This is a genomic window from Embleya sp. NPDC001921, from assembly GCF_053594475.1.
Window position 1 is genome coordinate 209618 of sequence record NZ_JBSFEO010000003.1, and the last position, 13546, is coordinate 223163.

Sequence of the window (13546 nt, forward strand, 5' to 3'; positions counted from 1 at the left end):
GACGGTGGATCGCACCAACTCCCCCTCCTCCCCGTCCTGACACACGTGCGAACTCGCGGCGCCCCCGGTCCCGGCCGAGCCGGCTCGCGGGGAACAACCCGACAATCCGAAGGAGTTGGGCACGTGCAACCCCTGATCGAAGGCCGCGGCCTGGTCAAGCGGTACGGCCAGGTGCAGGCCCTGCGCGGCGCCGACTTCACCGTCTTCCCGGCCGAGGTCGTCGCGTTGATCGGCGACAACGGCGCGGGCAAGAGCACCCTGACCAAGGCGCTCGCCGGCACCGAACGTCCCGACGGCGGCCTGATTCTCTTCGAGGGCCGCCCGGTCACCCTGCAACGACCGACGGACGCACAGGAGTTGGGCATCGAGACGGTCTACCAGGATCTCGCCCTGGCGCCCGACCTGGACGGCCCGGCCAATCTCTTCCTCGGCCGTGAACTGCTCCGCAAGGGCCTGGCCGGACGTCTGGGCGTGCTGGACAAGGCGGCGATGCGCGCGCGGGCGGTCGAGGCGTTCGCCCGGCTCGGCGTCGAGTTGCAGGACGTGGACGCCCCGATCGGGACACTCTCCGGTGGCCAGCGGCAGAGCGTGGCCATCGCCCGTGCGGTCGCCTGGGCGGACAAGGTGATCTTCATGGACGAGCCCACCGCGGCGCTCGGCGTCCTGCAGCGCGGCCGGGTGATGGACGTGATCCGCCGGGTCCGGGACAGCGGCATCGCGGTCGTGCTGATCAGCCACAACATGCCCGAGGTGCTGTCGGTCGCGGACCGCGTCGAGGTGTTGCGCCTGGGTCGTCGGGTGGCGAGCTTCACCGCGGCGGACACGACGGTGGAGGAACTCGTCGGCGCGATGACCGGCGCACTGGACGGACTCGACACGCAAGGAGCGCCGGTATGAACCTCGACAAGACGGCCACCCCGCCGGGTCACCCGGAACCGGACAAGGACCGGCGTGACGAGGGGCCCGAGGACCGACCCGAGGACCGGGACGAGGACCGGGACGAGGGCCGGCCCGACGAGCAGGCCGAGGACGCCCCCCAGGGCCTGGGATCCGCGTTGCGCGCCGCGATCCGGCCCCGACTCGCCCGCACCAACTCGTGGTGGACCTTCCTGGTCCTGATGGTGTTGGTGACCGCCTTCTCCATCATGCGGCCCGAGGAGTTCCCGACCACCTTCAACCTGCGCAACGTGGCCACCGACGCCGCGGTGCTGCTGATCGTCGGCGTCGGCATGACCTTCGTGATCATCATGGCCGGCATCGACCTCTCGGTCGGCTCGGTCCTGGTGTTCTCCGGTGTCGCGGCGGCCAAGACGATGACCGCCGTCGCCGGTGCGGACGCCGGCTGGGGCGCGATCCTGCTGGGCGTACTCGCCGGTCTCGCCGCCGGCGCCGCCTGGGGCGCGTTCAACGGCTTCCTGATCGCCAAGGCCCGAGTGCCCGCGCTGATCGTCACGCTCGGCAGCCTGGGCATGGCGCTCGGCCTGGCCCAGGTGATGACGGAGGGTCAGGACGTCCGGGGCGTCCCGACCCGGTTCACCGACACGATCGGCAACGGCCGATTCCTGGGCGTCCCCTGGCTGGTGGTGATCGCCCTGGTGGTCACCGCGCTCGGCGCGCTCACGCTGGCCACCACGCGGTTCGGCCGACGCACCTACGCGGTCGGCTCCAACGCCGAGGCGGCCCGCCGCGCCGGCATCGCCGTCGACCGGCACATGATCAAGGTGTACGCCCTGTCGGGCACGCTGGCCGGTCTCGCCGGCGTGCTCTCCCTCGCCCGCTTCACCACCACCACGATCGGCGGCCACGCCAACGACTCGCTCGGTGCCATCGCGGCCGTCGTCCTCGGCGGCACCAGCCTGTTCGGCGGTGTCGGCACCGTGGTCGGCACGCTGATCGGCGTGTTCATCCCCGCGATCCTGCAGAACGGCTTCGTCATCCTCGGCGTCCAGCCGTTCTGGCAGAGCGTCGCGGTCGGTGCCGTGCTGATCGCCGCCGTGTACGCCGACCAGTTGCGCCGCCGCGGCCGGCAACGCCGCTGACCGCGCGCGCCGTTCACCCGGAGCACCCGACCCGCTCACCCGCGCCCGACCCGCCGGCCGTTCAAGCGCATCCCCCAGCCGCGATCACCCGTCGGCCGCCCGCCGCCCGGTCCCACCATCGCTTCGCCCCACCACCGCCAGGAGGCACTGCCCGATGAAGACACCGACGTACGTCGCCGTGACCCTCGCCCTGACCGCGGCCGTCACCCTCGGCGGGTGCGGCAGTGACAGCGGTTCCGGGGGCGGGCGCAAGATCACCTTTATCCAGGGCGTCAAGGGCGACGAGTTCTACATCTCGATGGCCTGCGGTGCGCAGCAGAAGGCCAAGGAACTCGGCGTGAAGCTCGACGTGACCGGCGCGGACAAGTGGGACGCGTCGCTGCAGACCCCCGTCGTGAACGCCGTCGCGGCCAAGCGCCCGGACGCCGTGCTCATCGCGCCGACCGACACGCAGGCCCTGCGGCAACCCGAACAACAGCTCAAGTCCCGGGGCACGAAGGTGATCGAGGTGGACACCAAGCTCGACGACGGCTCGATCCGGGAGACCTCGATCTCCTCCGACAACGAACGCGGCGGCATGCTCGCCGCGCAGACCCTGGCCAATCTGGTCCAGGACCGCGGCACGGTCGCGGCGATCAGCGTCAAGCCCGGCATCTCCACCACCGACGCGCGGCTCAAGGGCTTCGAGACCGAGCTCAAGAAGCATCCCGGCATCACCTACCTCGGCGTGCAGTACAACGACGACGATCCCGCCAAGGCCGCCTCGATCGTCACCTCGACGATCGCCTCGCACCGCGACCTGGTCGGCGTCTTCGCCGCCAACGTGTTCAGCGGCGAGGGCGCGGCCACCGGCATCGAACAGGCCGGCAAGGCCGGGCAGGTCAAACTGGTCGCCTTCGACGCGACGCCCAAGCAGGTCGAGGCGATGCGCAAGGGATCCATCCAGGGCCTGATCGCGCAGAAGCCGTTCGACATCGGCTCGCAGGGCGTCGAACAGGCCGTCGCCGCACTGGACAAGAAGTCGGTCCCCAAGGCCATCTCCACCGACCTGGTCGCCGTCACCAAGGAGAACATGGACCAGCCCGACGTGAGCAAGTACCTCTACAAGGGCGCCTGTTGAGCCCTACACCCGGTCCGGACGACCCGCGCCCGGCGCGTGGTCCCGCCCGGCCCCGGCGTCCGGCCCCGGCCCCTCCGGGGCCGGACGTGTGTGCGTGCGGCCGGCCGCGAGGCGGTCTCGGACCGAGCGATCCGAACGCGGCCGAGCGATCCGGACGCGGCCGGCCGCGAGCGCACGCGGGCGGGCGACGGCACCCTTGCGCCGCCGCCCGCCGCGAACCGCTGCTACGCGATGACCTACTTGATGATCGTGGTGAGGGGCTGCTTGTCCTCACGCTCGATGATGCACGCGGCCTGGCGGCTGCCGTGCTTCCACGCGTCCATGTCCAGCGGATACGTGAACGAGAAGGTGATCTTGGGCGAGGCGGGCTGCCGGTCGACGATCGCGCCGACGTACTGCTCGCACAGCTCGCTGACCTTGTCCTCGTAGCCGGGCGTTTCCGGCGTCACGGTCGACGGGAGGTCGAACGCCTTGCCGACCTGGCCGTTGTGCGGCTTGGTGCACGGCACGTCGGTGGTCTTGGCGCCGTCCTGGTTGATGCACTGACCGGTCTTGTAGGTGAAGGCGTCGATGACATCGGCCGAGGACGAGGCGCTGCCGGACGGCTTCGTGGTGCCGCTCGGCTTGCCGGTCGAGGTGGCCTTCTCCGTGGATGATGCGGTCGAAGTGGCGACAGGGGCCTTGCTGCCCTTGTCGTCCTTGTCGTCGCCGAGACAGCCGGAAAGCAGGGCGGTGGCGGCGAAGACTCCGGCCACGGCCGGCGCGATCACGCGCAGGCGGTGGGAGGTGGGCATGTGGGACACAACCTTTCGCTTTGGGACGCCCAAGATCCTGTCGCGTTCCCTCACCGAAACGTTGAGGGAATTGGTGCTTGCTTCTTGACCGATTCGATGCGATCAAGCCCCTCGCCGTTCACCACCGACCACTCTCACCGCGATCCGCTCGCATTCTCGTACGCCGGCGTCGGCTGCGCCAGACCCGAGCGTGCGGATCGTGCCCCGCCCGGCGCCGGGATCCGCCGTAGAGCCACCCCGATCACCTGCTGGCGGTGCACGAGGCCGTACGCGCGCGAGTCCCAACTGGCGGCGGGGTTGTCGCCCAGCACGACCACGGCGCCGGCGGGCACCACGTCCGCGGCCACGTCGCACAGGATCGGGAACCGGTCCCGGGGGATCGGATCGCCCGCCACCGCCACCGCGCGTTTGATCATCAGCCGGCCCTCGGGTGCCGGGTCCAGGTCGGTGCGCTCCGGGATCGCGGCCAACTCCGCCGAGTCGAACCCGTTGATCTCCGGGGGCAGTCCGGCCAGCATGGGCGGGTTCGGGACGCGCACGACCACGACCTGGCCGGTGCGCACCCGACCGGTGCGGCGCACCAGCAGGCGATCCCCCGGGGACAACGTGGGTTCCATGCTCGGGCCCTGGACCGTGGCCACCAGGTAGCGCCGTTGCATCCAGACCAGGCCCGCGCCGCCCAGACCGGCGGCCGCGGCCCCGGCCAGCGCCATGCGTCGCGTGTTCACTTCGCCTCCTGATAGCCGGCCGCCTGGAGTCGGAACAGGCTCGCGTAGCGGCCGTCGTGGTCGAGCAGTACGTCGTGCGAGCCCTGTTCGACGATCCGGCCGCCGTCCAGGACCACGATCAGGTCGGCGTCGCGTACCGCGCCGAGCCGATGCGAGATGAGCAGGCTGGTGCGCCCCTCGCGGTATTCGCGCATCCGGGCGTGCACCTCGTGCTCGGCCTGCGGATCCAGCCCCGAACTGGGCTCGTCCAGGATCATCAGATCCCGCCCGGCGCGCACGAACGCCCGTGCCAGGGCCAGGCGTTGCCACTGGCCGCCGGAGAGCACCACGCCGGTGTCCGGGTCCTCCTTGTCCGCCTCGCTGAAGAACATCCGGGTCAGCAGCGTGTCGTAGCCGCGCGGCAGCGCGACCAGCCGCTCGTGGATGCCCGCGCGTTCGGCGGCGGCCTCGATCCGGGGCCGGTCCCGCAGGCTGTCCGGGTCGCCGAGGGCGATGTTCTCGGCGGCGCTCATGTCGTACTTCATGTGATCCTGGAACACCGCGCTGATCCGCGCCCGCAGCTCGGCGGGCGGGATGTCGCGCAGGTCCACGCCGTCCCAGGTGATCCGCCCCCGGGTCGGGTCGTACATCCGGCACAACAGCTTGACCAGCGTGCTCTTGCCCGCGCCGTTGAGTCCCACCAGCGCCACCGCCTGCCCGTGCGGGATGCGCAGGTCGACGCCGCCGAGCACCCAGGGGTGGTCGTCGCTGTAGCGGAACCACACGTCGTGGAACTCGACGCCGGCTCCGGGCCGCACCGCCGGCGGCGCCTCGGTCGCCGAGGGCAGGTCGGGTTCGGCGCGGGCGATCGCGACGAAGTGGGTCAGGCCCAGGAGTTGCCCGTGGGCGGAGGCGATCGAGGAGACCAGGGTGTCCAGCGCGGCCTGGATCCCGGCCAGCGCGGCGACGAACATCACCACGTCGCCGACGGTGAGGGTGCCGCGTCGGGCCGCGTCGGCGGCCCACCACAGGCCGCCGCCGGCCACCGCGGCGCCGAGCGCGCCCAGCAGGCCTTGGGTGGCGAACTCGCGCAGGTCCATTCGGCGTTCGGCGTCGTTGGCGCGGTTGCGCTCCAGCACCATGCGGGCGCGCAGCACCGGTCCGATGCCGAACAGGCGGATCTCCGAGGCCGCCTGAACGCCCGTCAGCAGGCCGCTGTAGAAGAACTCGCGGCGATGCACCTGCTCGTTGTCCCACTGCATCGTGGCCCGCAGCCGGGACAACCGCAGTTCGGCGATCAGTACCGGCACACCGGCGATCAGCACGAGCGCGGTCATCGTGGGGCTCAGGATCAGCAGCGAGGCGACGAAGCCGAACAGGGTGAGCGTGCCCTGGAGCGTGCTGCCGACGCCGTTGACCAGGACGCCGAAGTTGGCGGTGCTCTGCTGGGCGAGCCGCAGCCGGTCCAGGAACTCCGGATCCTCGAACCGGCGCAACCCGACCTGGCGTTCGGCCGCGCCGAAGAGTCGGTCCGTGGCCAGCACGCCGGTGGCCCGGCCGACCTGGGCGCGCAGATAGCGCCCCAGCCCCGGCAGCACGGTCGCGACCAGTCCGGTCAGTGCCAGCGCCAGGGCCGGGCCCGCGATCGAGCCGTGCCGCTCGGCCAGCCGGTCGATGACCAGCTTGGTCAGCCACGCGGTGGCGATCGGTACGCCGGCCGCGCCGATGGTGACCGCCAGCGATCCGGCCGCCTGACCGGGCGCGGCGCGTACGGTCAGCGCGACCGCCTCGCGGGTGGCCGCGGCCACCTCGCGCGCGGGTATCCGTGGGCTCACGCGCGCGCTTCGCTGGGCAGGTCGCTCATCCGACCACCACCGGCCACCACCCGCCGATCGTCGCCGAGCAGGTACACGGCGGGCGTCCAGGTGTTGTGGAACGCCGCCTGGACGGCGCCGTCGAAGTCCTCGGTGACCACGCGGGCCACCGGGGCGAGCGTGGCGACCAGGTCGGCGTCCTCGCCCGCGACCACCGCCAGCACCTCGCCGCGGGCCATCGTCCGGGCCTTGTCGGCGAACAGCGGCGCGAGCGTGTGGCAGGGCTCGCAGTGCGCCGAGAAGAACCCGACCAGGCCGCGCACGTCGGCGTCGGAGATCTGCTCGCCGTCGATGGTGGACGCGGTGAACATCTCCGCGCGCGACCCGGGAGGCAGCTCGGTCCCCGGGCCGCCCGGCCGAGCCGTGCCCGGGTGCGGATCGTTCGACGGCTCGTTCAGGCGGCGGATGACGCCGAGCGTGAGCAGCAGATTGACCGCCGCGACCAAGCCGATCAGGACGACGGCGGCGACAAGAAAGGGCATCAGGCATTCCTCGCGAACAGGTCGACGATGTCGTCGAGCGTGATGATCAGGAGCGCGCCGAACAATCCGCCGACGGCGGCCACGGCGCTGCCGGCGATCGGCGGCAGGACGTCACCGGAGGCGGCCGGGCCGGACGCGAGGACGCCGCCGAGGGCGGCGGCCAGGAGCACGCCGTTGCGGGCCAGGTGGCGCGTTCCCAGCGGGGCGTCGGAGGCGCCGAAGCAGCGGCAGGAGGAGCGTCGGCCGCGCCGCAACGCGGTGCCGATCGCGGCGGTGAAGGCGATCAGCAGCACACCCGCGATCGCGAAGCCCGCGCCGCGCAGTGGCGGGATCGCGACCAGCACCGGCACCGAGGTCTCCGCCGCGACCACCACGACCGCGAGCGGCTCGGCCCGCCGTGCGGGCATCGGCACCAGGCGCGGCACCGACGCGACGAAGCCGGCGAAATCGCGGAACTTGGAGACCGCCGAGGTGGCGAATACCAGGCCGACCAGACAAGCGCAGCCCACATATATATATCCCACGGGCACCCTCTCTTTATGGCGCACGGAAACGGCGGGCGGCGAAATCATCGCCGCCCGCCGTCGAGGGGGCAGGATCGTTCAACACATTCCGGTGATCCGCGTGTGCGCAATTCGTCGGATCGGTGGTGACGAAGATGCGCGCGATGCCACACCGGAGGCAGTTGTCGATGCGATCCGTGGGACCTCGGCCTTGTGGGTCGTGCGTCCCGGCATTGACGGCAATGAATCCCGCGGTGAGTAATTGCGTCGAGGAATTCTGCGGGAGAGGAGTCGGTTCCGAGAGACGTCGCGGGCGGGGAAGTCCACCCGCCCGCGACGGGTTCATTCGGTCCCGGTCAGCAGGTGCCGATCCTGACGTACGTGCAGCCCTCGTCCAGACAGCACTGCCGCAGCCACTTCACATGGTTCTGGCAGTACGTGTAGTTCGAGCAACCGGCGTCGACGGTGACCTTTTGAGCCACTCGGTTCAGCAGACGATCAGCGAGACGCATCATGACGTCTCCTCTCCCGGCCGGGTGGGCCGTATGGATTGGTAATCGGATTATTGCCAGTCCCGCTTTTTATTGGCAAGACCCAAAACACCAACGATCGGAGATGATCAAGGAATGGTTTGTCCGGCTAATTTGCGCACTGCAAAACGGCCGCGCATCGAGCCGATTCGCCGAATCCGACGGATAGGCTCGAAATGTCACCTTCCAGCCCTCGGTGCGACACGTGCCGATGTCGCGAAAAGGCGCGCGGGCACGGATACGGCGTGCTTACGGGACGAGGTGGGCGAAAACCACGACGTTGCCGGAATAGTGGTTCTTCGGGGAGTAGGTGCCGCCGCAGGTGAGCAGCCGCAGTTCCGGTCGGGGCGCGTCGCCGAAGACGCGCGCGGTGGGGAAGTCGTCCCGGGCGAACGCCTCCACCCCGTCCACGACGAAGGCCGCGACGCTGCCGTCCTCACGGTCGATCTCGATCCGGGAGTCGCGCGGGAGCGCGCCGAGCGGGTAGAAGACCGCGGGTCCGGCGGCGGTGTCCACGTGGCCGACGATCGAGGCGGTGCCCTTCTGTCCCGGGGTGACCCCGCCCTCGTACCAGCCGGCCAGATTGCGATCGTCGCGCGCGGGCACGGCGATGCCGCCGGCCTGGTCCAGACCGACCCGGGTCAGCGGGGCGGAGATGCCCAACTCGGGGATTCGGATCCGGACCGGCGTCGAGGCGCGCATCGGCGACGCCTCGGCCGGCACGGCCGGCGCGGCCGGCGGAGTGGGGGTGCCGGGCGCGGCAGGCGGGCCGGGCGCCGCGGGATCGGCCGGCGGCATCGGCGACGCGAACGGCACCGCCGCGGCGGCGGGCGGACGCGGTGGCGGTGTGGCGGTGTGGTACCCGGCGTAGAGCAGCCCCGAGCCGCAGATCGCCAGCACGCCGGAGGCCGCCGCCCAGAGCAGGCGGCGGCCACCGGGTCGGTGCGGCCGATCCGCGGCACTCGCGGGTGCCTCGGGAGCGGAACGGGTCATCGGTCAGGCGAGGTTCGAGGCCCGGCGGCGGAGCGCGACGAAGCCGGTGCCGGTCGCGCCCGCGATGACCAGACCACCCACCGCCAGCAGCGCCGGGTCGCGCTCCTGGGTACCGCCGAAGCCGGCCGTGGACGCCGCGACCGGCGCGCTGCCCATCACGTGCAGGCTGCCGATCAGCTCCTGACCCTCACCACAGACCACCTTGACCTCGTAGTCGCCGGTGGCCACATCCTTGATGGTGGCCTGACCCTTGACCTCGTCGCCCTCACGGGTGAGCGTGACCATGGCCGTGAACGCGTCCGAGGTGGCGGTCGCCGTGTTCGCGGTGCAGTGCTTGTCATCCGACAGCAGCACCGTGTCGCCGGGGCGACCGGAGTCGGCCTGCATCGGCGTGGCGGCGAACGCCGAACCTGCGGAACCGCATACGGTGAGACCGACGATCGTGCCGACGACTGCGAGACGGGCACAGCGCATTTCGTCCTCCAATGGGCATGCGGAACCGAACCCGACAGATCGGGTTCCAGGGGAAGTCCCGCTACAAGGAACGTAGAAAGCCGCCCCACCCCCCGCCACCGGTGGCCGCCGAACGGTGGATCACGCCGGGCGTCGGAGTGGACCGGCCCCGGCCGGGGGTTTACCGCCGCCCCCGCCCACCGCCGCCCGGCCTCCGCCCGCCGCCGCCGCATCGCCGCCGTCCACCTGCCGGGCCGCCATCACCGCGACGTCGTCCTCCATGGGCGGCACCACCAGCCGGTCCAGGATCGTGTCCACCAGCGACTCCAACGGCACCGCCGGCTCGATCCGCAGCGCCGCCAACCGCTCCAGCGACACGTCGATGTCCTCGTCCCGACGCTCGACCAGCCCGTCGGTGTACAGGACCAGCACGCTGCCCGGCGCGTCCGGTCGAACCTGGGCCGCGTACCCGCCGCACCCGGTGCCCAGCGGCGGACCGGTGGGCAGATCGAGCAGCCGGGTCCCGCCGTCGGCCGCCACCAGCAGCGGCGGCAGATGCCCGGCGTTCGCGTACGTGGACACCCCCGCGTGCGGATCCTTCAGCACGAGCAGACACGTGGCGACCCGCTCCAGCCCGGCCTCCTCGCTCATCCGGTCGGCCCGCGTCAGGATCTCCTCGGGAGAGAGCCCGCCGGCCGCCAACACCCGCAGCAGTGCCCGGTAATGGCTCATGTCCACCGCGGCCTGCACGCCGTGCCCCATCACGTCGCCGACCGCGAGCAGGGTGCGCCCGTGCGGCAGCGCGATCGCGTCGAACCAGTCGCCGCCGACTTCCACGCTGCGCCCGGCGGGCAGGTAGCGGGTGGCCAGCTCGATGTCCGGGTGCGGCGCCTTGGGCCGGGCCAGCAGGGCGCGCTGCAGGGCGAGCGCGACGCTGTGCTCGCGCGAGTACCGCCGCGCGTTGTCCACACACGTGGCGGCGCGGTACGCGAGGTCGCGGGCCATCTCCACGTCGTCCTGGGTGAACGGCGACGAGTCGCCGGCGCGGATCAGGCTGAGCGTGCCGATCGTCTCGCCGCGCGCGATCAGCGGCACCATCATCGCCGAGTGCATGCCCGCCGCGCGGTAGACCGCCACCCGGGACGCGTCCGGCGCGGTCGCCCGCAACGCCTGGTCCGAGGGCCGGTTGTCCACCACCGTGCACCCGGTCCGCACCACCCGCGCCACGTCCGCCCCCGGCTGGTAGTCGATGTGCTCGCCGGGCCGGCCCAGGACGGCGCTCAGGTGGCGCAGTCGCGGGATCGAGGTCCACGCGGCCCGGCGCAGCCGCACGGTGTCCGGCGCCGGACGCGGCCGGCCGACCTCCTGGTCCGGGTCGGCCGGTTCCAACAGCTCGACGCCGACCACGTCCGCGAGCACCGGGACCAGCAGGTCGACCAGCTCGCGGCACGTGGTGTCGGTGTCCAGCGTGGTGCCGATCTCCAGCGCGGCCCGATCCAACAGCGCGAGCCGCCGGTGCGCCTGGTCCAGCGCGAGCTGGGTGCGCCGGGACGCGGTGGTCTCCATCAGGATGCCGACGACACCGAACACGCCGTGCTCGTCGTCGAGCCGGTGATAGGCCGCGTGCCACCACCGGGTCTGCCGCCCGCCCGCCACGGTGGTGACGCCGGTGACGGTCGTCTCCCGTGCGATCCCGTCGGCGAGTACCGCGAGCAGCACCTCCCGGGGCACCTCCAGCTCGGGGAACGCCTCGGCGAGGTCGCGCCCGACGTGCTGGTGCGCGGGCCGCCCGTCGATCCGGGCCAGCGCCGGGTTGACGTACACGTGGCGCAGATGCGGGTCGAGGATGCCGATCGGGGCGGCGGTCTCCTCCAACACCCGGCGGAACAGCCGCAGTCGGGCGGCCACCGACAGACGCGAGTCCGCGCCGAGCAGCCCGCCCACGTCGAACTCGTCGTCCGCCGGGTCGACGTCCTTGCGCAAGCCGGGTACCTCCTCGCCACCACTGCCACCACCGTCGCGACCCGCCGGGTCCGGGACGCCTCGCGCGCCGCGCTCGGCGGGCGCGGGCCGGTCAGCCGGTGGGCACGCCCGGTGGCTCGGCGAGCGCGGCCAGGTCCACGTGCAGCAGTCCGCACGCGCGCAGCGCGCCGCCGACCCGGGACAGGTCGGCGCCCGCCGAGACCGGCACGACGGTGCGCACCCGGGGGTTGCCGGTACGCGCGAACGGGCCCAGCACCTCGCGGGCGCCGGCCTCCACGAACACCTCGATCCCGCGCTCGCGCAACGTGGTCAGCGCGGTGCGATAGCGGACCGGATGCCGCAACTGGCCCACCACCCCGTCGCGCAACTCGCGCTCGTCCGCGTAGTCGCGCCCGAGCAGCGGCGAGAGCACCGGATAGCGCGGGGTCCGGAAATCGATGTCGGCCCCCAGGCGGCGCCACTCGCCGGCCGCCGACTCGCGCAACCGGTTGTGGAACAGCGTGCGGACGGTCAACGGCTTGGCGACCACGGCCTTGCGCTCGGCCAACGCGGCGAACGTGGCCAGCGATTCGTCCGGGCCGGAGACCACGGTGTGCTCGGCCGAGTTGTCACAGGCCAGGTCCAGGCCCGGCAACTGGGCCGAGCACAGCAGTTCGAGCGTGTGCCCCGGCGCGAGGCGCAGGGTGAGCAGGCCGGCGGGATCGGTGCTATGGAGCGTGCAGGCCGCCGCCCGGGCCAGGTACAGCCGGGCGCCGTCGCCGGCCGTGTACACCCCGGCCGCCGCCAGCGCCGCCATCTCGCCCAGGCTGTGCCCGAGCAGCACGTCGGGGCACACCCCGAAATCGCCCTCGAGCAGCCGGAAGGCGGCCAGCGCGCCGGCGTAGATGGCCAGGTGCAGGGACAACTCGTGCCGATCCATCAGCTCGTGGGCGTCCGGCGCCTTGGGGTCGAGGAGCAGGCGCGACGGCAACAGTGTGGCGCGATCGCCGACCGCGTCGTCGACCTCGGCCAGGGTGTCGCGGACGACGGGCCGATCCTGGAGCCGGCGCAGCGCGCCCGGCACGTAGGAGCCAACGCCGGGCATGATGATCGCGGTGCGTGGCACGCTCACGGAGACTCTCCCTTGGCTCTCGGTGGTCTCTGCTGCCGCGGCCGGGAGGGTTCACCGAACCCCGGCCGCGGGTCCTGGGACGACATCCGGAGGGTGACGACGCGACTGCGCCGGGTACTCTCGCGGATCGTCCCCGCTCATGACGGCAACCCGGGCTCGCGGGGTCGGGGCGCGTGTCCGGGGTGGATCGGGACGTGGACGGTGGGCTGGGCCCGGGTCGGCGGATCGGCCGGGTGGGGTCGGGGAAGGGCCCGATTCCAGGAGAGTCGAGCCGGCCGAGGACCGCAACCGCGCCCACGGCCGCGGGTCCGCGTCCGGAGCCGCCGCGCACCCGATCCGGGGCCGATCCCGCGCCCGGGAGGGCGGGCAACTCGCGTGGAGCCGGCGGCAGCCGACCTCGGGCCGACCCGGTCGGCGACGCAGGCATTCGGCCGCAGCGGGCCGCCGTTCGGGGGTGTGCCATCCGGGTGGTTCGCCGGGCGCGGGCCGCGGTCGCCGGTTCGGGTGGACCCCGACGCCCGCCCGTCGCCTCCGGTCGCCCCGATCGTTGGTCCGAACGTGATCAACCTCAGCCGCGTACTGGCCGCCGGAATCGTCTCGGGCGCCGTGCTCGTCGCGTCCGCGCCCGCGGCCGTCGCCGCCGAACCCAACAGCGGCGTCACGGTCGTGGTGACCGGCGACGACCATTACGTGGCGGCGGACGGTGTCGTGGTCCGACACGATCCCACCGAGCACTCCGCCGTCGTCGAGCTCGCCCGCCACGGCGAACTGCCCACCGTGCACCGCACCCCCGTCCCCGACACGCACGCCGACCGGGCGGTGGTACGCGAGCACGACGAGACCGGGATCGCGACGCCGAACCCGGCCGAGCGCCGGGAGCGGAACGAGCCGGGGCCCGACGCGCCGAACCCGGCCGAGCGCCGGGCGTGCGACCAACCGCCTCCGCGCTGACCGGTC

Annotated in this window: 14 protein-coding genes; 4 read left to right on the forward strand and 10 right to left on the reverse strand. The window is 72.5% G+C overall.

Translation table 11 applies throughout. The annotated features are described in order from the left end of the window. The first annotated feature begins 123 nt into the window (after positions 1 to 123). The 3 genes from ACWCPW_RS04385 to ACWCPW_RS04395 all read left to right on the forward strand — a co-directional run bounded on the left by ACWCPW_RS04385 (position 124) and on the right by ACWCPW_RS04395 (position 3159). Positions 124 to 897 carry an ATP-binding cassette domain-containing protein gene (locus tag ACWCPW_RS04385; protein WP_449760069.1) on the forward strand — a complete coding sequence of 258 codons (774 nt, stop codon included), beginning with the start codon at positions 124 to 126 and terminating at the stop codon, positions 895 to 897. Then, the gene (locus tag ACWCPW_RS04390) at positions 894 to 2039 is read left to right on the forward strand and encodes an ABC transporter permease (RefSeq protein WP_449760070.1); all 1146 of its coding nucleotides are present in this window, start codon (positions 894 to 896) and stop codon (positions 2037 to 2039) included. The genes ACWCPW_RS04385 and ACWCPW_RS04390 overlap by 4 nt, the downstream gene beginning before the upstream one ends. Positions 2040 to 2193: 154 nt before the next feature. Then, positions 2194 to 3159, forward strand: coding sequence for an ABC transporter substrate-binding protein (locus ACWCPW_RS04395; protein WP_449760071.1), 966 nt, complete (start codon positions 2194 to 2196; stop codon positions 3157 to 3159). Between the two features lie 236 nt (positions 3160 to 3395). On the opposite strand, the gene ACWCPW_RS04400 is transcribed toward ACWCPW_RS04395, so the two are convergent. The 10 genes from ACWCPW_RS04400 to ACWCPW_RS04445 form a co-directional block, all read right to left on the reverse strand. After that, positions 3396 to 3953, reverse strand: coding sequence for a septum formation family protein (locus ACWCPW_RS04400; RefSeq protein WP_449760072.1), 558 nt, complete (start codon positions 3951 to 3953; stop codon positions 3396 to 3398). Positions 3954 to 4087: 134 nt separating this feature from the next. Then, positions 4088 to 4681, reverse strand: coding sequence for a S26 family signal peptidase (locus ACWCPW_RS04405; RefSeq protein WP_449760073.1), 594 nt, complete (start codon positions 4679 to 4681; stop codon positions 4088 to 4090). Then, positions 4678 to 6495, reverse strand: coding sequence for an ABC transporter ATP-binding protein (locus ACWCPW_RS04410; RefSeq protein ID WP_449760074.1), 1818 nt, complete (start codon positions 6493 to 6495; stop codon positions 4678 to 4680). Before ACWCPW_RS04410 ends, ACWCPW_RS04405 begins: the two co-directional genes overlap by 4 nt. Then, entirely contained in the window at positions 6492 to 7016 is a 525-nt protein-coding gene (locus ACWCPW_RS04415) for a hypothetical protein (protein ID WP_449760075.1), read from the reverse strand. Before ACWCPW_RS04415 ends, ACWCPW_RS04410 begins: the two co-directional genes overlap by 4 nt. After that, positions 7016 to 7540 (reverse strand): MauE/DoxX family redox-associated membrane protein, encoded by a 525-nt coding sequence (locus tag ACWCPW_RS04420; RefSeq protein WP_449760076.1) that lies wholly within the window; start codon positions 7538 to 7540, stop codon positions 7016 to 7018. The genes ACWCPW_RS04415 and ACWCPW_RS04420 overlap by 1 nt, the downstream gene beginning before the upstream one ends. Before the next feature lie 335 nt (positions 7541 to 7875). Further along, positions 7876 to 8034, reverse strand: coding sequence for a hypothetical protein (locus tag ACWCPW_RS04425; protein ID WP_331771024.1), 159 nt, complete (start codon positions 8032 to 8034; stop codon positions 7876 to 7878). 264 nt (positions 8035 to 8298) lie between these two features. Beyond that, the gene (locus tag ACWCPW_RS04430) at positions 8299 to 9042 is read right to left on the reverse strand and encodes a class F sortase (protein WP_449760077.1); all 744 of its coding nucleotides are present in this window, start codon (positions 9040 to 9042) and stop codon (positions 8299 to 8301) included. A 3-nt stretch (positions 9043 to 9045) separates the two neighbouring features. Further along, positions 9046 to 9516 (reverse strand): hypothetical protein, encoded by a 471-nt coding sequence (locus ACWCPW_RS04435; RefSeq protein WP_449760078.1) that lies wholly within the window; start codon positions 9514 to 9516, stop codon positions 9046 to 9048. 120 nt (positions 9517 to 9636) lie between these two features. Next, positions 9637 to 11478 (reverse strand): SpoIIE family protein phosphatase, encoded by a 1842-nt coding sequence (locus tag ACWCPW_RS04440; protein ID WP_449760079.1) that lies wholly within the window; start codon positions 11476 to 11478, stop codon positions 9637 to 9639. Between the two features lie 91 nt (positions 11479 to 11569). Beyond that, entirely contained in the window at positions 11570 to 12589 is a 1020-nt protein-coding gene (locus ACWCPW_RS04445) for an ACP S-malonyltransferase (RefSeq protein ID WP_449760080.1), read from the reverse strand. A gap of 558 nt (positions 12590 to 13147) precedes the next feature. Here ACWCPW_RS04445 and ACWCPW_RS04450 point away from each other — a divergent pair. Further along, positions 13148 to 13540: a hypothetical protein gene (locus ACWCPW_RS04450; RefSeq protein ID WP_449760081.1), complete on the forward strand. Its 393-nt coding sequence runs from the start codon at positions 13148 to 13150 to the stop codon at positions 13538 to 13540. Positions 13541 to 13546: the final 6 nt, after the last annotated feature.

Coding starts and splice junctions, on each gene's coding strand:
- ACWCPW_RS04390 (WP_449760070.1), top strand. CDS start 894: ATGAACCTCGACAAGACGGCCACCCCGCCGGGTCACCCGGAACCGGAC.
- ACWCPW_RS04395 (WP_449760071.1), top strand. CDS start 2,194: ATGAAGACACCGACGTACGTCGCCGTGACCCTCGCCCTGACCGCGGCC.
- ACWCPW_RS04400 (WP_449760072.1), bottom strand. CDS start 3,953: ATGCCCACCTCCCACCGCCTGCGCGTGATCGCGCCGGCCGTGGCCGGA.
- ACWCPW_RS04415 (WP_449760075.1), bottom strand. CDS start 7,016: ATGCCCTTTCTTGTCGCCGCCGTCGTCCTGATCGGCTTGGTCGCGGCG.
- ACWCPW_RS04425 (WP_331771024.1), bottom strand. CDS start 8,034: ATGATGCGTCTCGCTGATCGTCTGCTGAACCGAGTGGCTCAAAAGGTC.
- ACWCPW_RS04430 (WP_449760077.1), bottom strand. CDS start 9,042: ATGACCCGTTCCGCTCCCGAGGCACCCGCGAGTGCCGCGGATCGGCCG.
- ACWCPW_RS04435 (WP_449760078.1), bottom strand. CDS start 9,516: ATGCGCTGTGCCCGTCTCGCAGTCGTCGGCACGATCGTCGGTCTCACC.